The 24,341-nt window shown below is 48.7% G+C and carries 22 protein-coding genes and 2 riboswitches; of the genes, 1 reads left to right on the top strand and 21 read right to left on the bottom strand.

Annotation, left to right across the window (positions count from 1 at the left end; all coding sequences use genetic code 11):
• Positions 1-127 precede the first annotated feature (127 nt).
• Positions 128-706 (top strand): TetR/AcrR family transcriptional regulator, encoded by a 579-nt coding sequence (locus MKX80_RS03740; RefSeq protein WP_268342598.1) that lies wholly within the window; start codon positions 128-130, stop codon positions 704-706.
• Positions 707-755: 49 nt separating this feature from the next.
• Here the strand turns inward: MKX80_RS03740 and purD are convergent, their stop codons facing one another.
• From purD to MKX80_RS03635, 21 genes are all read right to left on the bottom strand, one after another.
• On the bottom strand, positions 756-2,024 hold the full coding sequence (purD, locus tag MKX80_RS03735; protein WP_154999059.1) for a phosphoribosylamine--glycine ligase: 1,269 nt from the start codon (positions 2,022-2,024) through the stop codon (positions 756-758).
• Between the two features lie 13 nt (positions 2,025-2,037).
• Positions 2,038-3,576, bottom strand: coding sequence for a bifunctional phosphoribosylaminoimidazolecarboxamide formyltransferase/IMP cyclohydrolase (gene purH / locus MKX80_RS03730; protein ID WP_268342597.1), 1,539 nt, complete (start codon positions 3,574-3,576; stop codon positions 2,038-2,040).
• Complete coding sequence (gene purN / locus MKX80_RS03725; RefSeq protein ID WP_216931070.1) at positions 3,573-4,160, bottom strand: phosphoribosylglycinamide formyltransferase; 588 nt, start codon at positions 4,158-4,160, stop codon at positions 3,573-3,575. The genes purH and purN overlap by 4 nt, the downstream gene beginning before the upstream one ends.
• A complete protein-coding gene (gene purM, locus MKX80_RS03720; protein WP_216931071.1) occupies positions 4,157-5,197 on the bottom strand; it encodes a phosphoribosylformylglycinamidine cyclo-ligase in 1,041 nt (346 codons plus the stop codon). The genes purN and purM overlap by 4 nt, the downstream gene beginning before the upstream one ends.
• Positions 5,198-5,320: 123 nt before the next feature.
• Positions 5,321-6,751, bottom strand: a complete 1,431-nt coding sequence (gene purF / locus MKX80_RS03715; RefSeq protein WP_268342596.1) for an amidophosphoribosyltransferase — start codon at positions 6,749-6,751, stop codon at positions 5,321-5,323.
• The gene (gene purL / locus MKX80_RS03710) at positions 6,727-8,955 is read right to left on the bottom strand and encodes a phosphoribosylformylglycinamidine synthase subunit PurL (RefSeq protein ID WP_216931072.1); all 2,229 of its coding nucleotides are present in this window, start codon (positions 8,953-8,955) and stop codon (positions 6,727-6,729) included. Before purL ends, purF begins: the two co-directional genes overlap by 25 nt.
• The gene (gene purQ, locus MKX80_RS03705) at positions 8,939-9,622 is read right to left on the bottom strand and encodes a phosphoribosylformylglycinamidine synthase subunit PurQ (RefSeq protein ID WP_076790002.1); all 684 of its coding nucleotides are present in this window, start codon (positions 9,620-9,622) and stop codon (positions 8,939-8,941) included. Before purQ ends, purL begins: the two co-directional genes overlap by 17 nt.
• Entirely contained in the window at positions 9,619-9,873 is a 255-nt protein-coding gene (gene purS, locus MKX80_RS03700) for a phosphoribosylformylglycinamidine synthase subunit PurS (RefSeq protein WP_003179532.1), read from the bottom strand. The genes purQ and purS overlap by 4 nt, the downstream gene beginning before the upstream one ends.
• A 1-nt stretch (position 9,874) precedes the next feature.
• Complete coding sequence (gene purC / locus MKX80_RS03695) at positions 9,875-10,591, bottom strand: phosphoribosylaminoimidazolesuccinocarboxamide synthase (RefSeq protein ID WP_003179531.1); 717 nt, start codon at positions 10,589-10,591, stop codon at positions 9,875-9,877.
• 74 nt (positions 10,592-10,665) lie between these two features.
• Positions 10,666-11,961, bottom strand: a complete 1,296-nt coding sequence (gene purB / locus MKX80_RS03690) for an adenylosuccinate lyase (protein WP_020450435.1) — start codon at positions 11,959-11,961, stop codon at positions 10,666-10,668.
• Positions 11,958-13,100 (bottom strand): 5-(carboxyamino)imidazole ribonucleotide synthase, encoded by a 1,143-nt coding sequence (gene purK / locus MKX80_RS03685; RefSeq protein ID WP_268311011.1) that lies wholly within the window; start codon positions 13,098-13,100, stop codon positions 11,958-11,960. The genes purB and purK overlap by 4 nt, the downstream gene beginning before the upstream one ends.
• Positions 13,093-13,581: a 5-(carboxyamino)imidazole ribonucleotide mutase gene (gene purE / locus MKX80_RS03680; RefSeq protein ID WP_268311012.1), complete on the bottom strand. Its 489-nt coding sequence runs from the start codon at positions 13,579-13,581 to the stop codon at positions 13,093-13,095. The genes purK and purE overlap by 8 nt, the downstream gene beginning before the upstream one ends.
• Positions 13,582-13,717: 136 nt before the next feature.
• Positions 13,718-13,820, bottom strand: a riboswitch (purine riboswitch).
• A 78-nt stretch (positions 13,821-13,898) separates the two neighbouring features.
• Positions 13,899-14,096: an NETI motif-containing protein gene (locus MKX80_RS03675; RefSeq protein ID WP_003179527.1), complete on the bottom strand. Its 198-nt coding sequence runs from the start codon at positions 14,094-14,096 to the stop codon at positions 13,899-13,901.
• The gene (locus MKX80_RS03670) at positions 14,096-14,650 is read right to left on the bottom strand and encodes a DUF5698 domain-containing protein (protein WP_043928932.1); all 555 of its coding nucleotides are present in this window, start codon (positions 14,648-14,650) and stop codon (positions 14,096-14,098) included. The genes MKX80_RS03675 and MKX80_RS03670 overlap by 1 nt, the downstream gene beginning before the upstream one ends.
• A gap of 186 nt (positions 14,651-14,836) precedes the next feature.
• Positions 14,837-15,025, bottom strand: a complete 189-nt coding sequence (locus MKX80_RS03665; RefSeq protein ID WP_182069129.1) for a hypothetical protein — start codon at positions 15,023-15,025, stop codon at positions 14,837-14,839.
• Between the two features lie 120 nt (positions 15,026-15,145).
• A complete protein-coding gene (locus MKX80_RS03660; protein ID WP_154999074.1) occupies positions 15,146-15,901 on the bottom strand; it encodes a hypothetical protein in 756 nt (251 codons plus the stop codon).
• A 213-nt stretch (positions 15,902-16,114) separates the two neighbouring features.
• Entirely contained in the window at positions 16,115-17,437 is a 1,323-nt protein-coding gene (locus tag MKX80_RS03655) for an NCS2 family permease (protein ID WP_076790251.1), read from the bottom strand.
• A 132-nt stretch (positions 17,438-17,569) separates the two neighbouring features.
• A riboswitch (purine riboswitch) is annotated at positions 17,570-17,671 on the bottom strand.
• A 377-nt stretch (positions 17,672-18,048) separates the two neighbouring features.
• A complete protein-coding gene (guaA, locus tag MKX80_RS03650; RefSeq protein ID WP_154999076.1) occupies positions 18,049-19,590 on the bottom strand; it encodes a glutamine-hydrolyzing GMP synthase in 1,542 nt (513 codons plus the stop codon).
• A gap of 188 nt (positions 19,591-19,778) precedes the next feature.
• A complete protein-coding gene (locus MKX80_RS03645; RefSeq protein WP_268342594.1) occupies positions 19,779-22,004 on the bottom strand; it encodes a transglutaminase domain-containing protein in 2,226 nt (741 codons plus the stop codon).
• Between the two features lie 4 nt (positions 22,005-22,008).
• Positions 22,009-23,220 carry a DUF58 domain-containing protein gene (locus MKX80_RS03640; protein ID WP_154999080.1) on the bottom strand — a complete coding sequence of 404 codons (1,212 nt, stop codon included), beginning with the start codon at positions 23,218-23,220 and terminating at the stop codon, positions 22,009-22,011.
• Positions 23,220-24,182, bottom strand: coding sequence for a MoxR family ATPase (locus tag MKX80_RS03635; RefSeq protein WP_154999081.1), 963 nt, complete (start codon positions 24,180-24,182; stop codon positions 23,220-23,222). Before MKX80_RS03635 ends, MKX80_RS03640 begins: the two co-directional genes overlap by 1 nt.
• Between the last annotated feature and the right edge of the window lie 159 nt (positions 24,183-24,341).

Below are 24,341 nucleotides of genomic sequence, written 5' to 3'. Positions count from 1 at the left end.
CTTCGGTTGCTTGTCAGCTGATTCATGAAGTTCAATATGTTAGTTTTAAATTAAAAGATTCCACCTGACCATTCAACCAACAAATGGCAAAGAAGTGTCGAAAAAGTGTTTTGAGGAGGCGGATGGAGTGGCTGATAGCTACCGCGGGGACAAGCGGATCACAAAATCGAAAACAAACTTAAAAAAAGCCTTGTTTGAACTGCTTGCTGAAAAAGAATGGGGAAAAATCTCTGTACAGGATATTACGCAACGGGCAAACTTGAATCGAACGACATTTTATCAGCATTATCAAGATAAAGACGATTTGCTTCATCAAAATATGAGAGACATGTTTGAAGCGATGAAAGAGGAGATTTTTTCGCCGCTTGATATAGATTGCAGCGGAGAAAAGCCTGAAGCGTACTGGTATGTGCTGCGCTTTTATCAGCATTTACAACAGAACTGCGGTGATTTTGAGATTATCATCAACAGAAGATATGAGCTGAACATTAAGGAGCTGCTCAATGATTTTTGGAATGACAGCTTTTTGACAGGAATCAAAAAAACGGCAGCCGCTAATACTGACCGTTCAGTGCCTCTCGACATCCAGCGGCGGTTTGTGATTTCCGCCTTTGCGGGCACTGCCGCATGGTGGCTTGAAAACGGCATGCCTTATCCGCCCGAATTGATGGCCGAATCGTTGATCAAGATGATCCAAAAAAATTGACCGCAAAAAAAGAGACAAAACGGGTGCTCCCGCTCTGTCTCTTCATCGGTTATTTCTGCGCTGCCTTGAGTGCACGCGCGCCGATATCTGTCCGGTAAAACAGCCCCGGTTTTCTTACTCGTGCCACCGCTTGATAGGCTGCTTCCCTTGCCGCTTCAAACGTCTCGGCAAACGCCGTGACATTGGCGACGCGGCCGCCGTTCGTCACAAACTGATCGCCGCTTTTTTTCGTGCCTGCGTGAAAGACGACGGTCTGTTCCATGTCAGGCTCAAGCGTGCCGATCGGCGCGCCTTTTTCATAGCTTTCCGGATAGCCGTCAGATGCAAGAACAACGGTGACTGCCGCCGTATCCTTCCACTTCAGCTCCACTTCTTTCTCCGCGAGGAGGTCAAGCAAGACTTGTACAAGGTCTGATTCAAGACGCGGCAGTACGACCTGGGTTTCCGGATCTCCGAATCTCGCGTTGAATTCGATCACTTTTGTTCCTTTTTCGGTCAGCATTAAGCCGGCATACAAGACTCCCGTAAACGAACGCCCTTCTTTAACCATCGCTTCGGCCGCCGGCTCCAAAATCGTTTTAACGGCGTCTTCGACGACCGCATCCGAAATCTGCGGCACCGGAGAATATGCGCCCATTCCCCCTGTATTCGGGCCCTTGTCTCCGTCAAATGCCCGTTTGTGATCCTGTGCGATCACCATCGGATACACTTTTTCCCCTTTGACAAAAGCCATCAGCGAAAATTCTTCACCGCTCAAAAATTCCTCAATGACGACAGATGCGCTTGCTTCGCCGAACTTTTCATCTTCTAAAAAGTCATGCAGACACTGAACCGCATCTTCCTCTGTCATCGCGACTGTGACGCCTTTTCCGGCGGCAAGCCCATCGGCTTTGATAACGATCGGAGCGCCTTTTTCCTCAACATACGCCTTTGCGTTTGCAAAAGATGTAAACGTTTCGTATTCTGCCGTTGGAATCTGATATTTTTTCATCAGATCTTTGGCAAACTGCTTGCTTCCTTCAATCACCGCTGCTTTTTTCGACGGCCCGAACACCGGAAGGCCCGCTTCTTCAAACGCATCAACAAGCCCTTCGATTAAAGGGACCTCAGGGCCGACGATCGTCAGTCCGATATTGTTTTCCTTTGCGAAAGCGAGAAGCCCTTCTTGATTGCCTTCGTCAAGATCAACGAGTACGGCGGTCCCGGCCATTCCGTCATTGCCGGGCGCCGCATATACAGTGCCGACGAGAGGGCTTTGCGCCGCTTTCCAGGCGAGCGTGTGCTCCCTGCCGCCTCTGCCGATAATCAATACGTTCACGCTGGTCACTCCCTTAATGTTTGAAATGGCGGATTCCGGTGAACACCATCGTGATGCCGTATTCATCCGCTTTTTTAATCGAATCTTCATCACGAACCGAGCCGCCCGGCTGAATGATCGCAGTCACACCGGCTTTAGCCGCTTCTTCGACCGTATCAGGCATCGGGAAGAAGGCATCTGATCCGAGCGCGCTTCCTTTCGCTTTCTCGCCGGCTTGCTCAATTGCGATTTTCGCGGAGCCGACGCGGTTCATTTGCCCGGCGCCGACGCCGATCGTCATATCGTCTTTTGCCAGGACAATCGCATTCGATTTGACATGCTTCACGACTTTCCAAGCGAGCTTAAGGTCAGCCCATTCCTGTTCGGTCGGCTCCCTTTTCGTCGGAATCGTAATGTCAGCGTCGTCAAAGCCGTGCATATCCAGATCCTGAATCAAGAGCCCGCCGTGAACAGATGTCAGCTGCTTTTCGTTTTTCACAGACTGATTGACATCAAGCGTCAAAAGACGAAGGTTTTTCTTGGATGTTAAAATATCAAGCGCTTCTTGGCTGAATGATGGTGCGATAATGATTTCCAAAAAGATTTTGTGAAGCGTTTCAGCCGTCGCTTTATCCACTTCACGGTTCAGTGCGATGATGCCGCCGAAAATCGACGTTTCGTCAGCGGCGTATGCTTTGTTAAACGCCTCTTCGATCGTGTTGCCCGTCCCGACGCCGCAAGGGTTCATGTGCTTGACGGCAACCGCAGCCGGCTCGGTGAACTCGCGGACGATTTGAAGTGCCGCATCCGCGTCTTTGATGTTGTTGTAGGAGAGCTCTTTTCCGTGCAGCTGTTCAGCTGAAGCGATTGACCCTTTGACAGGGAGCGCGCTTTGATAAAAGACTGCTTCCTGATGCGGATTTTCGCCGTAGCGGAGCGATTGTTTTTTCTCAAAAGTGACGGTGAACTGCTCAGGTTCTTTTTCACCGGTTACGTTTGTTAAGTAGTCAGCAATCAACGCGTCATATGCTGCCGTGTGGCGGAACACCTTCGCTGCCAGCTCGCGCTTTTTCTCAAGAGAGACGCTGCCGTTTTCTTTCAAGTCGTTCAGCACAGGGCTGTAATCGCGGGGATCGACGATGACCGCCACGTCCTGGTGGTTTTTCGCTGCTGCGCGAAGCATGCCGGGACCGCCGATGTCGATATTCTCAATCGCTTCTTCGAATGTAACGTCTTCTTTAGAAACCGTTTCTTTAAACGGATATAAATTGACAACGACAAGGTCGATCGGCTGGATACCCTGCTCATTCAGCTGCGCCATGTGCTTTTCGTTGCCGCGTACGGCAAGAAGCCCGCCGTGAATATTCGGATGAAGGGTTTTCAGACGGCCGTCCATGATTTCGGGAAAGCCCGTCACTTCAGAAATGCCGATGACGTCAACGCCGTTTTCCTGAAGAAGTTTGCTTGTGCCGCCTGTTGAAATCACTTCAACGCCAAGCTCTGTCAATTCTTTTACAAAAGGGACAATATTCGTTTTATCAGATACGCTGATTAATGCGCGTTTGATCGTCATTCTTTCTCACCTCTGCCATTTAGTTCAAGAAGCTCTTTGATTACTTCGGGATAAAGCTCATGCTCCAATTTGTGGATCTTTTTTTCAAGAGACGCGAGTGTTTCGCTTTTTTCAAGCTCAACGGCGCGCTGGGCGATAATCGGACCGGTGTCCATGCCTTCGTCAACATAGTGAACCGTGATGCCTGCCACTTTCACGCCTGCTCTGTACGCTTGTCCGATCGCGTCGATGCCGGGGAACGCCGGCAGGAGCGACGGATGGATGTTGATGATTTTATTCCGGTAAGCCGAAAGAAGCGTATCGCCGATCAGCCTCATATACCCCGCCAGGACAATCCATTCCGCTCCGTGGAGGCGGAGCTGTTCAACGATCACCTGTTCAAAAGCCGCTTTATTTTCGAATGATTTCGGCTGGAATGCGAACGACGGGATTCCGGCTTTTTCCGCCCTTTCAAGCACTTTCGCATCGGGCTTGTCACAGACGACGAGGACGATTTCGGCATCCCAGTTCTCTTCTCTCATTCTTCTCTCGATCGCTTCAAAATTCGTTCCGCTTCCTGATGCAAATACCGCGAATTTTCTCATGAAAGACCGGCACCGCCAAACACAACGCCGCTTCCGGCTTTTACTCTGCCGATGAGATAGGCTTTTTCACCGTTATTTTCGAGCGTTTGGATTACATCTGTCATATCCTCTTCTTTCACCGCAAGGACAAAGCCGATTCCCATATTGAAAACATTGAACATTTCCTCGGATTTCAGGCCGCCTTTCTCCTGAATGAACGGAAAGATAGGAGGGACGGGCCAGGAGCCGATGTCGATTTCAACACCAAGGCCATCGGGCATCATACGCGGCAGGTTTTCGATAAAGCCGCCCCCGGTCACGTGCGCCATACCGGCGATTTTGCCTGATTTTACCGCTTCAAGGACAGGCTTGACATAAATTTTCGTCGGCTCTAAAAGCTCTTCCCCAAGAGGCCGTTCAAAAGGTGTATACGTCTCATCAAGGTTCAGACCGGCATCTTCAAGAAGAACTTTCCGAACGAGAGAGAAGCCGTTGCTGTGAAGTCCGCTTGAAGAAAGTCCGATTAAAAGATGTCCTTCACTGATGTTTTCGCCCGTGACGATGCCATCTTTTTCAGCGGCTCCGACCGAGAACCCGGCAATATCGTATTCATCCTCTGTATAAAGACCCGGCATTTCCGCCGTTTCTCCGCCGACAAGCGCTGATCCAGACTGTACACAGCCTTCTGCAACGCCTTTTACAATCTCTTCAATTTTGACGGGATCGGCTTTTCCAACCGCAAGGTAATCGAGGAAGAACAACGGCTCCGCTCCTTGAGCGAGCACATCGTTGACACACATAGCGACGGCATCGATGCCGATCGTGTCATGCTTGTCCATCGCAAAAGCGAGCTTCAGCTTTGTGCCGACACCGTCCGTTCCCGAAATCAGAACCGGCTGTTTGTACGGCAGTTCTGACAGGTCAAACATGCCGCCAAACCCGCCAAGACCGCCCATTGCGCCGATTCGCTTCGTTCTTTCCACATGTTTTTTCATCCGTTTTACGGCTTCATATCCGGCTTCAATATCAACCCCGGCGTTTTTATAGCTTTCAGACAACACAATCACTCCTTATTCCGCGCTTGTCCATTCGTGATATTCAAAATCAAAAGAGCAGCCGCATTGCTTCTGCTGCCCTTTATTCATTTCAGCAGGCCAGGCGCTTCAAGCGCACCGGCCGGTTTATTTTGTCAAAACGGCTTCTTTCACGTGAGGAAGAACAGTATCCTGATAAATCTCGGTCGGGTATTTTCCTGTAAAACAGGCCATGCACTGGCCGCAGTTTTCGCCTTCATACTGTCTTCCGATCCCGGAAAGGAGTCCTTCAATGCTCAAGAATGACAATGTATCGGCGCCGATTTCCTGACGGATTTCTTCCACTGAATGAGAGGACGCGATCAGTTCTTCGTGCGTCGATGTGTCAATTCCGTAAAAGCACGGATGGGCAATAGGCGGGGAACTGATTCTGACGTGCACTTCCGTCGCTCCGGCTTCGCGCAGCATCCTCACAATCCTGCGGCTCGTCGTGCCTCTCACGATGGAATCGTCCACCATGACGACGCGTTTGCCTTCAACGACCCCGCGGACGGCTGACAGCTTCATTCTCACGCCCTGCTCCCTGAGCGACTGTGACGGCTGAATGAACGTTCTGCCGACATAACGGTTTTTGATCAATCCGAGTTCGTAAGGAATTCCCGTCGCTTCGGCATAGCCGATGGCCGCTGAAATGCTTGAGTCCGGAACGCCTGTCACCACATCTGCTTCAATGCCTGATTCTTCGGCGAGCTTTTTGCCGAGATTCTTTCTCGCGCTGTGGACGTTAATGCCGTTAATATTGCTGTCAGGCCTTGAGAAATAAATGTACTCCATGCTGCAGATCGAGCGGTTGATGTTGATGGAGAACCGCTCTGACTTCATGCCTTCATCATTGATGATCAGCATCTCGCCCGGTTCTACATCGCGCAGATATGTTGCGCCGACCACATCAAACGCACACGTTTCAGAAGCGACAACGTACGCGTCGCCGAGCATTGCGACGGATAGCGGTCTGAGTCCGTTCGGGTCAAGCGCCACGATCATTTCCTTTTCCGTCATGATCAGGAAAGCATAAGCGCCTTTCAGCATGGAAAGAGCGTTTTTGATCTGATCTTTCAGCTCGAAGTGGCCGCTTCTTTTAATTAAGTGGGCGAGCACTTCCGTATCAGAAGACGTTTGAAAAATGCTGCCCTGGTTTTCAAGCTGCTGTTTCAGCTGAGTGGCGTTCACTAAGTTTCCATTGTGCGCAAGCGCAAGGCTGCCGTTGTTTTGCGAATGGAAAAGGAACGGCTGGACGTTTTCGAAGCCGCCGCCGCCCGCCGTTGCATAGCGGACATGGCCGATCGCTCCCTTTCCTTTCACCTTTTTGAGCTCGCCGTTTTGAAAAACTTCGGTAATCAGCCCCTGGCCTTTGTGGGAGGACATTTTTTCGCCGTCTGTCGCGACGATGCCGGCGCCCTCCTGGCCTCTGTGCTGAAGGCTGTGAAGGCCGTAGTACGTAATTTGCGGTGCTTCTTCATGCCCCCAAATCCCAAATACGCCGCATTCTTCATTTAAGCCTTTGATTTCAGCAAGCATGGGATAGCTCCTTTCCATGCGCTTTCGAGCTCTTCTGTCTGCGCATGAATCCATTGTTGTCCTTCCTGGCTTTGAACAGCAAGCGCGCTGTCTGACGTTACCTCGCCGATGAGATCGGCGTCTTTGACAAGCTTTTCGAACGCTTCTTGATGCTCTTTTTTCACAGAGACGATAAACCGTGATTGTGTTTCGCTGAATAACAATGCAGGTTCGCCTGCAAGCGTCACATTGGCGCCGAGCCCTTGAGAAGATATGACGCTTTCCGCCAGCGCCACGCCGATGCCGCCTTCTGAGACGTCATGCGCCGATTGAACGAGACCGGTGCGGATCGCTTTCAGAAGCGCTTTTTGACGCGATTGTTCGACTTCCAAGTCAATGGCAGGCGCTTTGCCGTAAATCTTTCCTTCGGTCAATTTTTGCAGCTCGCTTCCGGCGAACTCAGGGAATGTTTCGCCGATGACATAAATCAAATCGCCCGCTGCTTTAAAGTGCTGTGTCGTAATATGTTCCGTATCTTCGATCAGTCCGACCATTCCGATGACAGGCGTCGGGTAGATCGCGCTTCCGTTTGATTCGTTGTAAAGAGAGACGTTTCCGCCGATGACCGGTGTGCTGAGCACGTTGCACGCTTCGCTGATCCCGTCTGCCGCTTTTTCAATCTGCCAGAAAATCTCCGGCTTTTCCGGATTTCCAAAGTTGAGGTTATCCGTAACGGCTAGCGGTTCTGCTCCGGAGCAGACGATATTGCGGGCCGCTTCTGCGACAGCGATTTTCCCGCCCTTTTCCGGATCGAGGTACAAGTAGCGGGCATTGCAGTCCGTTGTCATGGCAAGCGCCTTTTTCGTGCCGCGAATCCTGAGAACGGCTGCATCAGAGCCCGGTGCGACAACCGTGTTCGTCCTGACCATGTAGTCATATTGGTCATAAACCCATTCTTTGCTCGCAATGGTCGGCTGCTTTAGCAGCTCAAGAAGCGTTTCTTTCGCATCTTCGACTTTTGGTGCAGGGACGTCTGTTTCAAGGAACTCTTTGTAATAAGCCGGTACTTTTGACGGCTTATGGTAAACCGGCGCTTCCTCTGCGAGCGCATCGACCGGAAGCTCGGCAACCATTTCCCCGTTGTGGAAAAGGCGCAGCATCTTGTCATCTGTCACATGACCGACAGCCACAGCTTCAAGATCGTACTTGTCAAAAATATCGATGATTTCCTGTTCGCGGCCGCGTTCGATGACCAAAAGCATGCGCTCCTGGGATTCTGAAAGCATCATTTCGTACGGCGTCATCCCTGTTTCGCGCTGCGGAATCAAGTCAAGGTTCATCTCGATGCCCGAACCGGCTTTGGATGCCATTTCCGCGCTGGAACTTGTCAGTCCTGCCGCACCCATGTCCTGAATACCGACCAAGGCGTCTGATTTAATGACTTCCAGACACGCTTCAAGAAGCAGCTTCTCCATGAACGGATCGCCGACTTGCACGGCCGAGCGCTTTTCTTCTGATTGGTCAGACATTTCTTCTGAGGCGAAGGTTGCACCGTGGATACCATCGCGCCCCGTTTTCGCGCCGACGTACATGACGGTATTGCCGACGCCTTTCGCCTGCCCTTTTTTAATATCTTCATGGTTGATCAAACCGACACACATCGCGTTGACAAGCGGATTGCCTTCATAGCAGCTGTCAAACTGAACTTCCCCGCCAACGGTCGGAATGCCGATGCAGTTGCCGTATCCGGCAATGCCCGCGACTACTTCTTCAAACAAGTACTTCACACGCGGTGAAGTGAGTTCGCCAAACCGGAGAGAGTTCAAAACAGCGATGGGACGCGCGCCCATTGAAAAGACGTCGCGGATGATGCCGCCTACACCCGTTGCAGCTCCCTGGTACGGCTCAATCGCTGACGGATGGTTATGCGATTCGATTTTGAAGACAACCGCCTGATTGTCGCCGATATCGACGATTCCTGCGCCTTCCCCTGGTCCTTGCAGGACGCGTTCGCCTTTTGTCGGGAACTTTTTCAGGATCGGCTTGGAATTTTTGTAGCTGCAGTGCTCTGACCACATGACCGAAAAAATCCCGATTTCCGTATAGTTTGGAAGTCTTCCGAGAATCGATTCAATCATGGCAAACTCGTCATCGCTGACACCCATTTGCTGATAGAGTTTCTCTTCCTTAATTTGTTCTTGACTTGGTTCAAGCAGTAGCGACATGAGTTTCCCTCCAATTTTTCACGATAGATTGAAACAGTTTAAGACCGTCGGCGCTTCCGAGCAGAGAATCGACTGCGCGTTCAGGGTGAGGCATCATGCCTAATACATTGCCTTTTTCATTGACGACGCCTGCAATATCGGCGACGCTTCCGTTAATATCCGTTCCATATGTGAAAGCGATTTGATTGTTTTCTTTTAATCCGGCAAGCGTTTCTTCATCACAGTAGAAGTTTCCTTCGCCGTGAGCGACCGGAATCGTGATGGATTCGCCTTTGCCGTAGGAAGATGTAAAAAGCGTTTCATTGTTTTGGACGATCAGTTCAACCGGACGGCAGATAAATTTCAAATCTTTGTTGCGTCTCATTGCGCCCGGCAAAAGACCGAGCTCCTGCAAAATTTGAAATCCGTTGCAGACGCCGAGCACCGGCTTCCCTTCTTCAGCCGCTTTTTTGACGGCCGGCATAATATTTGCGAAGCGGGCGATCGCGCCGCATCTTAAATAATCACCGTATGAGAATCCTCCCGGAATGAGGACGCCGTCATATTCATCAAGACTTGTTTCTGTATGCCAGACGTATTCAGCTTCTTCGCCAAGCTCATCCTTAATCGCGTGGAACATATCGATATCGCAGTTTGAGCCAGGCAGCACAATCACCGCAAATTTCACTGTGCGACAACCTCCTCGACTTCGTATCTGTAATCTTCAATCACCGTGTTGGCCAAAAGTTTTTCGCACATTTCTTTGACGAGAACGTCAAGGTCGCGGTCCGATTTTTCGATTGTGAGCTCCATGTATTTGCCGATGCGGACGTCCTGAACTTCTTTGTAGGACATGCTGTGCAAAGCATGCTGAACGGCGCTCCCCTGAGGATCTAAAACACTCTCTTTTAAGCTGACATACACTTTCACTTTGTACATATTACATGCCTCCAAGTCTTTTGAATATTTCTTCGTATGCATCCGTCAATCCGCCCAGATTTCTTCTGAACACATCTTTATCAAGCTTTTCATTCGTTTCTTGATCCCACAGCCGGCACGTATCCGGGGAAATCTCATCGGCCAGCAGGACCTCGCCGTCTTTATCGAGTCCGAACTCAAGCTTGAAATCTATCAATCTGACATCGCAAGCAGCGAAAATCGTCTGCAGCTCTTCGTTTACCTGTCTCGTAATCGATTTGATTTTCTCCACCTGTTCAGGCTCAGCTGCTTTTAAAATCCGGATATGGTCTTCTGTGATCAACGGATCACCGAGCGCGTCATCCTTGTAGTAAAACTCGATAATCGGCTGCCCCAGCTCCGTGCCTTCCGGAATGCCGAGCCTTTTGGACATGCTTCCGGCAACGACATTGCGGACAACGACTTCAAGCGGGATGATCGTCACTTTTTTAATGAGCTGCTCCGTTTCAGAAATTCGTTCAACAAAGTGGTTGTTGATTCCCTTCTCGTGAAGCCTTGTGAAAATCAGGCTGGAAATTTCGTTATTTAAACGGCCTTTTCCGTCAATCTCGGCTTTTTTTTCTCCGTTAAAAGCCGTCGCTGAGTTTTTGTATTCGACAAACAAAGTGTTGTCATCATCCGTCCGGTAAATCTTTTTCGCTTTTCCTTCGTATAAAAGTTCATTTTTCACAATATTCACAGAAGGCCTCCTAACCCGAATGTTGGAAATATTTAAGCAGTTAGACCCCCGCCTGTAAAAGCGGGCGGTCTATTCTATGCCAAGCCTAAACGTTCAAAAATGTAGTCGACATTTTTCAAGTGGTAATTGTAATCAAAGCAGTCGTTAATTTGTTCCGGAGACAGTCGGGACGTAATTTTTTCCTCAGCCTCGACAAGCTGGCGGAACGGCACTTGTTTCTCCCATGCTTCCATTGCTTTCGGCTGAACGGTGTCATACGCTTCTTCACGCGCCATGCCGGTATCAATGAGAGCGAGAAGGACGCGCTGGGAGTAGATCAATCCGAGTGTGCGGTCCATGTTGCGCTTCATATTTTCAGGGAACACGGTCAAGTTTTTCACAATGTTGCCGAAGCGGTTCAGCATGTAGTTCAGCGCGATCGTCGCATCAGGCAGAATGATGCGCTCTGCTGATGAATGCGAAATGTCGCGTTCATGCCAAAGCGGTACATTTTCATAAGCGGTCAGCATGTAGCCGCGGATGACGCGCGCCATTCCCGTCATGTTTTCCGAACCGATCGGGTTGCGTTTATGCGGCATGGCAGATGAACCTTTTTGGCCTTTTGCGAAAAATTCTTCGACCTCGCGGGTTTCGCTTTTTTGAAGGCCGCGGATCTCAACGGCGAATTTCTCGATGCTTGTCGCAACGAGCGCCAGCGCAGCCATGTAATCGGCGTGGCGGTCGCGCTGCAGCGTCTGCGTTGAAATCGGCGCAGGTTTTAAACCGAGCTTCTCACATACGTACTGCTCGACGAATGGATCGATGTTCGCGTACGTTCCGACGGCGCCTGAGATTTTGCCGACTTCGATGCCTTCTTTCGCTTGCTTGAAGCGTTCCAGGTTGCGCTTCATCTCTTCATACCAAAGGGCGAGCTTCAAGCCGAATGTCGTCGGTTCTGCATGTACGCCGTGTGTGCGCCCCATCATCACCGTATATTTATGTTCCTTCGCTTTTTCTTTCAAGATGTCAACAAATCTCTCAATGTCCTTGAGCAAAATATCGTTCGCCTGTTTTAATAGATAGGAAAGAGCGGTATCGACCACATCTGTTGATGTCAGCCCGTAGTGCACCCATTTTTTCTCTTCGCCAAGCGTTTCCGATACGGCGCGGGTAAATGCTACGACATCGTGGCGCGTGTCCTGCTCGATTTCGAAAATGCGGTTGATGTCAAATGACGCTTTTTCCCGCAAAACCTTCACATCTTCTTTCGGAATGACGCCGAGCTCAGCCCAAGCTTCACAAGCCAGTATTTCAACTTCAAGCCATGCTTGAAATCTGTTTTCATCCGTCCAAATCGCAGCCATTTCCGGTCTTGAATAACGTTCGATCATTGTTTTCGTCCTCCATCTCTTTCAATCCACTTTTCTGTCATCTTCCCGATCCATTCATTGTCGGGTGTTCTTAAAAATGTGATGTGCCCCATTTTGCGGCCGGGTTTGACTTCATGCTTTCCGTATATATAAAGCTTCGCTTCTTTTAAAAGTTCGGGGTCTTCTTCAGCCATGTACACTTCGTCTCCGAGAAGGTTCACCATCATTCCTTCCTTCAGAAGGTCGGCTTTGCCGAGCGGTAGCCCGCAGACAGCACGGATATGCTGTTCAAATTGGCTCGTTTCGCAAAGATCAAGGGTGTAATGGCCGGAATTATGCGGCCGCGGCGCCAGCTCATTGACGAGAAGCCCACCGTCTTCCTTCAGGAAAAGCTCAACGGCCAGCGTTCCGACAAGCTGAAGTTTTTCGGCAAGCCTGAGGGCAAGTGCTGCCGCTTGTTCCTGAATCGCCTCATCGGCTCGCGCCGGGACGATGCTCTGGAATAAAATATTTTGTTTATGAATGTTTTCTGCCGCCGGAAAGACGGTTGTCTCTCCGTGAACCGATCTTGTCACGATCACGGACAATTCCATTTTGAAAGGAACCCAGCTTTCCAAAATACATGTGCCGTGCTGTAAAAGAGCTGCGGCTTCCCCGATTTGTGCATGTTCCTTCAGGACGTACTGCCCTTTTCCGTCATACCCGCCGCGGCAAGTTTTCAGCACCGCCGGAAGACCGAGCTCCGCTACGGACGCTTCCAGTTCCGCCCGGTCGTGAATGATCCGGTACGGCGCGACTTTGCAGCCCGCTGATTCAATCGCTTTTTTCTCGGTCTCCCTGTTTTGCGTAAGGAGCAACAGCTCGCTCCCCTGCGGAAGGTAAGCGTGCTTCTTCAGCCAGTTCAGCGCATCATAATCGATGTTCTCGAATTCGTAAGTGATCACGTCGCTCGCTTCGGCAAGCTTCCGTATCGCTTCCCTGTCATTATAGGCAGCCGTGATCTCAAGGTCGGCGACCTGGCCGCACGGTGATGAAGGAACAGGGTCAACCACCGCGATTTTATAGCCCATTTGTTTGGCCGCGACCGCCATCATTTTGCCAAGCTGTCCGCCTCCGATAATGCCGATTGTCGCGCCCGGAAAAATCGTTTGTTTATACAAGCTGATCACTGCTTTCCAATACGGTTTGTCTGATGCTTTCCCTTCGTTCGTCCAATCTTCCGGCAAGCTTTTCGTCAAAAGCTGACAAAATCTGCGCCGCAAGCAGTCCGGCGTTGACCGCTCCCGCTTTGCCGATGGCAACGGTCGCAACAGGTACACCGCCCGGCATTTGAACGATTGAAAGCAACGAATCGAGGCCGTTCAGCGCTTTTGACTGAACCGGCACACCGATGACGGGCAGCGTCGTTTTGGCTGCGACCATTCCCGGCAGGTGGGCGGCTCCGCCCGCTCCGGCAATGATGACTTTCAAGCCTCTTTCCCGCGCCGTTTCGGCATATTCAAACATTAAATCAGGCGTCCGATGTGCGGAAACGACCTTTTTTTCGAACTGAATTCCCAGTTCATCGAGTATGCCGCAGGCATGTTTCATCGTTTCCCAGTCAGATGTGCTTCCCATGATAACACCAAGAAGAGGCTGCATATCTTTTTGTCCCACCTTTAGCTGTTATTCTTCGCAAATAAAAAACCCGGCATGTATTGCATTTGTAGGAAGCAACACAAACCGGGCATGGCGCGTGTATCGTCAGTTAGTCCGCTTCTCGCGATCTCCATGTCAGTTTATTGTCCACTTTCCTGCATAGTCCGATGATTTACGGTCATCGGGTAGAGACTTATGGGCCATATTCCCAAGATTATATGAGGATGTGTTTTCATGTCATGTTTATCTTAACAACGGACTGTGATAATGTCAACGACATTATCGAACGATAGTATATTTTGTTGGTCTAATGTTCGGGTTTAGAGCAATTTCCCTTCGAATATAATTTTTCTTCCGCACGGAACAACCTGAATCGTTCCATTTTCCTTTGTTTCTTTGAAGACCGGCTCCTCCATTCGGCGCACCGGTGTATAGCCTTCTTCCTGCATCTTCGTCAACACGGTTTCGATCGTTTCGCCTTCCGTTACTTCAAAGCGCTTTTTTTTCGGCTTTGTCATTATTCTTTAATTCTCCTTTTCTTTACGGCTTTAACCCAGAATCCGCCGTGTATCGTCTTCGGTTCGTAGGAAATGATAAATGCTTTTGAATCGATTGATTTAATCGTTTCGTACAGTTGCAGTTCGTATTTTCTCGGCGTCAAAACCTGCATCGCCGTTCTGTCTCCCTCAAGTCCGCTGACGACCCAATGGGTGACCCCGTAGCCTTTTTCCCTGAGCTGTTTCGGCAGATCCAAATCGAGCTCTTTCGTAATGGCGTTAACGGTAATATAGCCCAAAGCGAGCTTTTCTTCAATTTTCGTGCCGACGATGATGCCGATTCCAAATCCAACCGCATAAGCGATCACGTTTTGGATTTGATTTAAATTATCTAGAACGAGCCCCAGCCCGATGACGTAAACAAGCATTTCGATTGTCCCGATAAAAGCGGCGAGATACCGCTGGCCTTTAAGAGTCAGTATCATTCGAAGGGTTAAAAACGTTACATATATAATATTGATAACCAGAATAATTCCAACCATGATCACACTGTTCAATAGTGCTGAGTGAAGCAATTGAAATCCCTCCTTTAGATGCAAAGCAATCATATTCTACTAGAGAAATTCTCCATACACAATCCTGTAATGGCCCTGCTTCACCAAAAAATTTTTCGACATTGCTCACTCCCATCAGTTTACCCTTTTTCTGCCGGTTTCAAAGCATTGAAACTCCATTAAAAAAGACGTTCAAATGAACGTCTTTCAGAGCTGGTGTTTATGATCCCGCTGACGATCTGCATCAGATTCGTGCAGCTTCCGGTGTTCCTTTTCCAAATCGCTCAGCGTGTATGACAAGAGGTCTTTCAAATTGTCCAGCCGCCCTGATTTTGCGAGCTGCCTGATTAAATACTCCTTTTTTTGCTTTACGGCTTTTCGAAGCAAGTTAGCCATCGATCACTCCCCCATCCGTTCGTATGATTGGTTACAATATATACATATTATTCTTATGAGTCAACTCAGAATTAATTCGGGGAAAAAACCGGTTCTTCTAGAAGAACCGGCAATATCTCCTTAAACCGGGATAAGCGACGACAGCAAGTATCCGCCTACCAGCTTCCATGTTGCCGCAACGAATACCAATTCAAGCAAAAAGACGGTAAACACGCAGTACATCAGGTCAAACCGCGCTTTTTCGCTTTTTTCATAAATCGATTGAATCAGCGTAAAAGTGCCGAATGTCAATCCCATAAAGATGACGATCGATAGAATCACCGTCGCGGCCGTGAAGTTGATAATCGCGAATATCATCCACAAAGCGGCGGGGACGATAAACGGAACCAATAGAGAGCCGTACTTTGCCGTGATATCGAAAAATGAAGCTTTATACCTGAGCATAAAATTCGATACAACCCAGCTCGCTGCCGCCATCCAAAACATGAAAGCCATGCAGTAGATAAATACAATCAAAAACACTTCCATGAACGGCACTGACACGCCGAACCCGAGAATTCTCCCCCGTCCCGCAAGCAGCTGATAAAAGTTGCCGAGCGAAAAGAAAACGGCTAAAAGCGTCATTGAAATAACGGAATACTTAAAATAAGACCGGTCATAATCAAGTGCGCTGCGCACCGGGGATTTTAAAATATCGAGCACAAAGCTGAAATAGCGGAACAAAGCGGCAATCACGCTCTCCATCACCGATTTGACTTTCGCTGCAGACGGATTCGTCTCCTTGCTCTTCCTCGCTTTTTTCCGAGAATTCCTCGACATCCTCGAAGCAGGTTCTTCTATATCATCTTCATTTCGTTTGTGATGTTCTTCAATCATATAAGCAACTCCTATTCTATTCAAAAGCTTTACATAAATGAAAAGCACTTTTATAAATTACATAAGCTGTGTGAAACAGTCAAGACAAACCTCTTTTTATCATAGATGCGGCAGCCCTTATATATGACGAAAAACGAAGGCGGAAGGTTCCGTTTTTAATGATTTGAAAATAAAAAAGGCTTGTTCAAATGAACAAGCGCTTTTTCGCACAGCTTATTTCAAGAAAATGAAATAAAGAATAAATACGACAGCCAATCCGTACATAATCGGATGGATTTCTTTTGCTTTGCCTTTAAAGATCATCGTGATCGGGTAGAAAATAAATCCGATTGCGATTCCGGTGGCGATGCTGTATGTCAGCGGCATCGCGATCATCGTTAAGAATGCGGGCACCGCAATCTCAAACTTGGTCCAGTCGATTTTGTTGAGATTCGCCACCATCAGCACGCCGACGATGATTAAAGCAGGCGCCGTCACTTGCGAAGTGATAACGCTGAGAACAGGCGAGAAGAACAGCGACAGCAAGAACAAAACGCCTGTTACGATTGCCGCAAAACCGCTTCTCGCTCCGGCCGCTACCCCGGCACTTGACTCAACATAAGCCGTCGTTGTCGATGTACCAAGGATCGCTCCGGCAACAGTTGCGGAAGAATCGGCAAGCAAAGCCCTTCCCGCGCGCGGCAGTTTGTTATCCTTCATTAAACCGGCTTGTGATGCAACACCCACCAATGTACCGGCCGTATCAAAAAAGTCGACGAATAAAAACGTTAAAATGACGACAAGCATCTGCACCGTAAAGATATCATGAAGGTGGATAAAGGATTGTCCAAATGTTGGCGCAAGACTAGGAACGGCACCGACGATCTTGTCAGGAACGTCAATCTGTCCGAAGATCATGCCGACAATCGCCGTGATCAGCATGCCGAAGAAAATGCCGCCGTTCACACGCAATACCATTAAAATGACAGTGATGATCAGTCCAAAAACAGTCAAAAGAACGGGACCTGAATGTATATTCCCAAACGACACAATGGTATCAGGGTTGGATACGACGATTTTGGAGCCCTGCAAACCGACGAAAGCGATAAACAGGCCAATCCCCGCACCGACAGCCATTTTCAGCTCATAAGGAATCGAATTGATAATTTTTTCCCTTAAACCGGATAGCGAAAGAACAATAAAAATAAGTCCGGAAACCATAACGCCGGAGAGAGCCGTTTGCCATGGAATCTGCATGTTCAGGATGACGGAGAATGCAAAGAATGCGTTAAGCCCCATTCCGGGTGCAAGGGCGATCGGATACTTCGCGAGCAGCCCCATGATAAAACAACCGACAGCTGCTGAAACTGCTGTTGCCGTAAAGACCGCGCTTTGATCCATTCTCAATGCATCCGGGAAATTTTCCACCGACGCCAGAGAAAGGGTAAGCGGGTTGACGATCAAAATGTATGCCATGGACAAAAATGTGGTGAGTCCGCCGATCATTTCTCTCCGATAATTTGTGCCCAATTCTTCAAACTGAAAGTAACGCTTCAAAATGGTATACTCCTCTCGTTTGTCTGTCGCTTTTATTGTTTCATAAACCTTTGCTTTTAAACAAAAAACGCCCCAAATGGCGGGACGCTTGACTACGGCATATTTCATACTGAAAAAATGTTTTTTCACGGACAAAATATTGTATACAAGCGTAGTCAAGCTATTTACGGTAGCTTGGTAGAAACTTATGGGCCATATCCCCATGATTATACGACAAGTCTTTTTTAAATTACTATACTATTGTAGCAATATCTAACGCTGAACACAATATAAAAAAACGAACATTCATGATTTTAATGTTCGTTTCGTTCGTTGTTTTTTCCAAATTCTGATCGTGGTCTGAAGCGGGGTAATCCCCTGTTTTCTTCAATTCAAATCAAACACGGGCTGCACGCTCTTTTTTATGGTGATATTGTATTCTCGTTTCTTATCCTGCGACAAACCGGCGCTTAGAACACTGTTTGAAATGTATCGTAGCTTTTGATGCCTTATTCGGTTGTCACGCCACATGGCACAGCGGTTGCGACGATGAAAGCGGTGAATATAAGCGGTATCAGCTTTGCTCCACCAATAAAAAACGCCCCAGCCTTTATACGGCTGAGGCATTTGTCTTATTCCCACTCGATTGTTGCAGGCGGCTTGCTCGTAATGTCGTAAACCACACGGTTAATGTGCTTCACTTCATTGACGATCCGTGTCGAGATTTTCTCAAGGACATCCCAAGGAATTCTCGCCCAGTCGGATGTCATGCCGTCAATCGATGTCACGGCGCGAATGCCGATCGTATAATCATAAGTTCTTGCATCTCCCATGACGCCGACGCTGCGGATATCAGGAAGAACGGTGAAGTATTGCCAAATATCTTTTTCAAGATCAGCTTTGGCGATTTCTTCGCGGAGGATTGCGTCTGATTCGCGGACGATTTCAAGCTTCTCCTCCGTCACTTCTCCGAGAACGCGGATGCCAAGGCCCGGACCCGGGAACGGCTGGCGCCAAACGATTTCGTCAGGGATGCCTAGCTCGGTTCCGAGCGCACGCACCTCGTCTTTAAAAAGCGTATTCAGCGGTTCGATCAGTTCAAACTGCATGTCTTCAGGAAGGCCGCCGACATTGTGATGCGATTTGATCGTCTGAGCCGTCGCTGTTCCGCTCTCGATAATATCTGTGTAAAGCGTTCCCTGTGCAAGGAAGTCAATTCCTTTCAGTCTTTCCGCTTCATCGTCAAACACGTAGATAAACTCATTACCGATGATTTTGCGTTTTTGCTCAGGGTCTGAGACGCCTTTAAGCTTGTTCAGGAAGCGGTCTTTCGCATCAACTTTGATCACGTTCATGTTGAAGCCTTCGCTGAACGTCTTCATCACGCCTTCCGCTTCACCTTTTCGAAGAAGTCCGTGGTCTACGAAAATACAAGTGAGCTGGTCACCGATCGCTTTATGGATCAAGACCGCAACGACAGAGGAGTCAACCCCGCCGCTCAAGGCGCACAGCACTTGCTTGTCGCCGACTGTTTCGCGGATTTTCTGCATTTCAATCTCAATAAAGTTTTCCATTGACCATTCGCCGGCGCATTCACAAACACCGAAAACGAAGTTTTTCAAAAGGTCGTTTCCGTATTCTGAGTGGCGGACTTCCGGATGGAATTGAACGCCGTACCATTTCTTATCCTTCTTGCTCATTGCTGAATTCGGGCAATGATGGCTTGTCGCATCAACGGTAAAGCCTTCTGGAACTTCAACAACTAGATCACCATGACTCATCCAGACGACTTGTTCGTTTGGAAGATCTTTAAACAGATCCGGTTCACCCTCGATATGAATGTTTGCCTTTCCGTATTCGCGCTGGCTCGCCGCTTCTACTTTTCCGCCAAGGTAATGCGTCATCAGCTGCATGCCGTAGCAAATTCCAAGAACAGGGATGTCCAATTCGAAAATCTTTTCGTCGCAGCGGAAAGATCCTTCGTCGTAAACGCTGTTCGGACCGCCGGACAAAATAATTCCTTTCGGATTCATTTCTTTGATTTCCTCTGCCGTCAACGTATGAGGATGCAATTCACTATATACACCAAACTCACGAATGCGGCGGGTAATCAGCTGGTTGTACTGACTTCCAAAATCCAACACAAGAATCATTTCATTTACTAACTTCGTCATGGTGTCACCTCTTTATCAAATTGTCTTTTTGCACAGAAAAAATGGCGGCAGACACACGGCCGTCCTGCCCCCATTCACGGGACAAGGCCCGGCTTGTCCGATAGATAAGCCGCCGAGCCTGCCAGCAAGAATATATAAGGGTTTTTAATATTCACTTATTCTAACAATACGACTGAAAGCGGTCAAGACTATCTCTTTTTAATTAAATTTTCCCATAACTCCGCCGAATCATTCCAAAGCTTTGCGGCATCTTCTTTTCGATACAGAGCCCGTTCATATTGACGGGTCAAAGCCGTCATTTCCCCGCTTTGAAAGCGTTCATCAACCGTCTTCGCAAACTCGCGCAGCGTCTGGCCTTCTTCTTTTTGTATGCCTTGGCGCTTCAGCTGGCGGAGCAGCTCATCGTAAGCTTTGAAGAAAACCGCTTCATCACGCCGTTTTTTCAGCCTGTTGATGATCATGTGCGGCATCCATTTTGCCCTTGTATAGTAAAGCACTGCTGCAAACGCCAGCAACAGGCCGAGTACAGCCACACCAGTCAAAAGGATGCGGTCTGTAACCCCGCGGCCGGCATTTGAATCGGCTTTAGCATCATGCTTTGCCTGAGACTCGGGCTTTTCTTTGTTGTCTTGTTCTTTTACATCCTGCGGACGCCGGCCTTCATCGTTTTTCTTAGCATCTTCTTTTTTATCAGAAGCCGCATCGGCTTGCTGACCGCTGGACTCTTCAACGAGCTGCTCCGGATTTAAAAAGCCTTTCGTCGGTTCAAACGTAACCCAGCCTTGTCCTTCAAAGTACACTTCAACCCAGGAGTGGGCATTGTTGTTTGTCACCTCGTAAATCGTGCGTTTCCGGTCTGCCGTCGTTCCTGCATATTCACCGGATGTATAGCCTTTCACCCAGCGGGCCGGTATTCCGGCCGACCGCAGCAGCACGATCATAGCTGTGGAGAAATTGTCGCAGTAGCCGATTTTCGTCTCAAATAAAAACTGATCGACGTAATCCTGGTCTCCTTTAGGAAGAGCCACATCTTCCGTCTCATAAGAAAACTCGGAAGAACCGAGATACTTCTCAATCGCTTTCGCTTTGTCATATATATTATTTTCGTTTTTCGTTAAATCGTGCGCCAATGTTTTCACGCGGTCTGGAAGGGAAGTGGGAAGCTGCAGATACTTCTCATGGCTCCTGCTCCATTTCCCCTCCGACTCCAAGCTGACCTTCCTCAGCTGATGGACATCGAAGACAGGTGATTTATAGGTGACCGAATAGCTTTCCAGATTCCGAATGTCCGCGCCTGTCTTGCCGGCCGGTTTTATTTTCTCCGTGTTTAAGTTCATGCGGAGCGGCACAAAGAAATTGTTGAGTTTGATTTCAGTCGTCCCGATCGGATATAGGACATGATCGTACTGGTAAGCCGGATCGATATCGACGATCGCTTTGCGCGTTTCTGTCTTCACGCTTTCGTCGTACCACTGGTAATCCAGCTTATCCTCGTCAAGCTGGGTGGATGCGCCCGCTTTTTCGTCTTCAATCCAGCCTTTACCTGTATAGCGGCTTTTCGTTTCCACCCTGAAATAGCTTCGTTCATTTCCCTGCCATGTAAATACCCATGTATCGTCTTTTGAAAATGGACCGCCCAATGCCTCATCATTCGTTCCATAGCCGACTTTGCTTTTGCCTGAGGAAGCAAAATCGCCGGTCGCAGCCGTCTGCAGAAACGGCACTGGATCAGGCCAGACGGGATCGGCTTTTGGCGAGACAGCGCCGATGCACACGGCTGCAGCAGTCATCAATAAGAGCGGTGCAAACCATTTGGCAAAACGCGATCTTGAGGATTTTAGCGCTTCTGATTCCCTGATCCGTTCCAAATACAGCAGGCCGAGAAGCAAAAATCCGATCAGCACGATCCTGACGATCGCATGCGACGCGTCAAACGGCGTAAATGTATCGATCACCGCGATATAAACAACGGTCATAATAAAAAAGAATAAAATTCTGCGCTGATAGATCACCCAGTAATGCAGCAAGTATACAAGCAGCCAAAGAAGGACGTAAAAGAGCAGCGTCCGAAACAACGGCGACATATCCCGCCACATGCCGGAGAAAATATAGGAGAAATTTTGATTTAAATCCTGAAAAAACAGGGCAATCCATGAAGGTGAAAACACCGATCCTTCGTAAAAAATCGTGTGGAGTGCAAACAGAACGAAGCCAAGGCTGACCGGAAATCTGATAAACCAAGGGACCTTAAAAAATGTAAGCAAAAATACAAGGGCAATAAACAAAATAAAAAAGACGGTGTGTCCCGTATCGGTAAAATACTGCAAAGGACGCAGCCACTCCCACAGCAGCAAAAAGGTTAGCACATAAAAAAGCAGTAAACCGAACTTGTTTCTTTTTCCCCCGGACAACATTTTCTCACCTCGCTTCAGCAAAACCCCGGGAAAAATGTTCCCCGTAAATGACGTTCACTTCAATCCCCCGCGCTTTTAAATGTTGGACAGCAGCGCTTTCCTCACTTGAGAGAGCTCCGCCTTTTTTCTTCACCAAACAAATAACGGGCAGTCCGCCGGAGAGCGGTTTCTTCAAAACCTGCACCAGTTCGATGGTGATGCGGCTTGTCACAATATATTTGACGGCTTTTCTCATATCGGGATGGCCGAATTCACCCTCCAGCAGACTGTGAAACGGCTGGACTGCATTGCAGTCGGCAAGCGCCAAGTAGTAAAACAGCTTTCTCAGATGCTCTTCCCCTTGCCGAACCGGGAAGACATTCCGCGCCTTTCCAATGGAAACAAGCCCGGCATTCGTCCCGCTCCGCATTGCTGAACGAATGATGGAAGCGGTAAACGCGACGATCTCTTCAAAAACATCAGAGGGGGACTGATCCATAAAGACGAGCATGTCATTCCCTTTCGTCTGCTCAAATTCCTTCGTCATCAGCTGGCTGCGCCGTGCTGACGTCTTCCAGTCGATCCATGCAAAACGGTCGCCAGGCTGGTATTCTCTGATGCCCGATGCCAGTGTGCTGTCCTTCCGGCGAAGCTCTGAAACGCGGCCTGCATGTTCGTCATAAGAGCCTCCGCCAGCGCGGTAGGATATCTCCTGATAGGAAGGCAAAACGAGAAAGGAATCTTCCAATTGAATCTCGCATTCTCTTTCCAGCAGTCCGAGCGGATCACCTGTACGGACTCTGATGTTGGTTAATCGGTGGTCTCCTCTCGGAACTGAATCGATCGTGTACGCCATCTTAATTTCTTTTTTAAACCAAGGAAAGAGAAACTGTTTAGCCTCTGCCGAACCCCCGTTTCTCCCCAACGAATCAGGCAGGCAGTCTTCCACGATCATAAACATGATCGGAAAGGGCCATTTTCTCTTTAGCACGACGAAAGCCTCCAATTGATCACCGGCTTTATACTGTCCGCGGCTCAGCCTCCGCTCCGCTGTCATGTTCTTCAGCGGATAAAAGGCAAACAGGAAAGCATAAAGCACAAAGGGAAGAAATGAGTAAAACAGAAACCAGCTGACAAATCCCCCTTGGAACATCGCATAGCAAAACGTTGAAGCAAACAGAAGAAACAGGATAAACAGCTTCCATCCGTACTTCACAAGACCAATGCGCGCTCTCATCAGTTGCTCATCGGCCTTCCGACGGGAACTTCCGTTTTTGACATAATGTCCTGAAGGACAGCTTCAGGCCGCTTTCCTTCAAATTTCGCCTCTGACCGCAGGATCATTCTGTGCGCAAGGGTAAAAGGCGCCAAGTACTGAATATCATCAGGAATGACATAATCGCGGTTATATAAAAATGCAAACGCCTGAGCAGCCTTCATCAAGGCGATTGAGCCGCGCGGACTCACGCCGAGATAAACAGCGGAATGACTCCTCGTTTTTTGGGTGATCTCAACAATGTATTCTTTAATCGCAGCGTCTACATACACCTTTTCAGCCTCTTTTTGAAATGCAGCAAGCTCTTCTTTCTCTATGACAGGCTCAATTTCCTCAATCGGGCTGCGGTTTTCCTGAAGATCGAGCACTTGAAGCTCTTCGCGCACTGTCGGATACCCCATTCTCAGCTTGAATAAAAAGCGGTCAAGCTGAGCTTCCGGCAGCGGGTATGTCCCTTCATACTCAACAGGGTTTTGCGTTGCCATCACAAAAAAAGGTTTTGAAAGCGGCATTGTCACACCGTCTACTGTCACACTTCCTTCTTCCATCGCTTCCAGAAGCGCCGACTGGGTTTTCGGCGATGTTCTGTTGATTTCATCGGCGAGGATGATGTCCCCCATAATCGGGCCTGAACGGTATTCAAATTCCAGTGTTTTCGGATTATATATGGAAACGCCTGTTACATCTGAAGGCAGTAAATCTGGCGTAAACTGGATTCTCTTAAATTCAGCGCCGGTTGACTTTGCTAGGGTGCGAACCATCATTGTCTTTCCGACGCCGGGAACGTCTTCCAGCAGGACGTGTCCGTTTGCAAGAATGGCAGTCAGGCTTAAAACGGCAATATCTTTCTTTCCTACCATTACTTTGTCAATATTATCAGCTACTTTTCCCAAAACGGGATGCAGCGTTTCTTCGTATGCCATCCTCTTCCTCCTCATTGCTGACGAATCGAATTTATTTAACTTTACCATAAACGATGTGCTCTCAGAAAACAACTGACTGGCGGAAAATAGCGTTTTGTCTTTTTTTATTTCGAATTTCAGAGTAAAAAAACAAAAAAAGCGGTCAGTGACCGCTTCTTA

The organism is Bacillus sp. FSL K6-0972 (assembly GCF_037976035.1).
GTDB lineage: Bacteria > Bacillota > Bacilli > Bacillales > Bacillaceae > Bacillus > Bacillus haynesii.
This window is presented reverse-complemented; position numbering and strand designations above follow the sequence as displayed.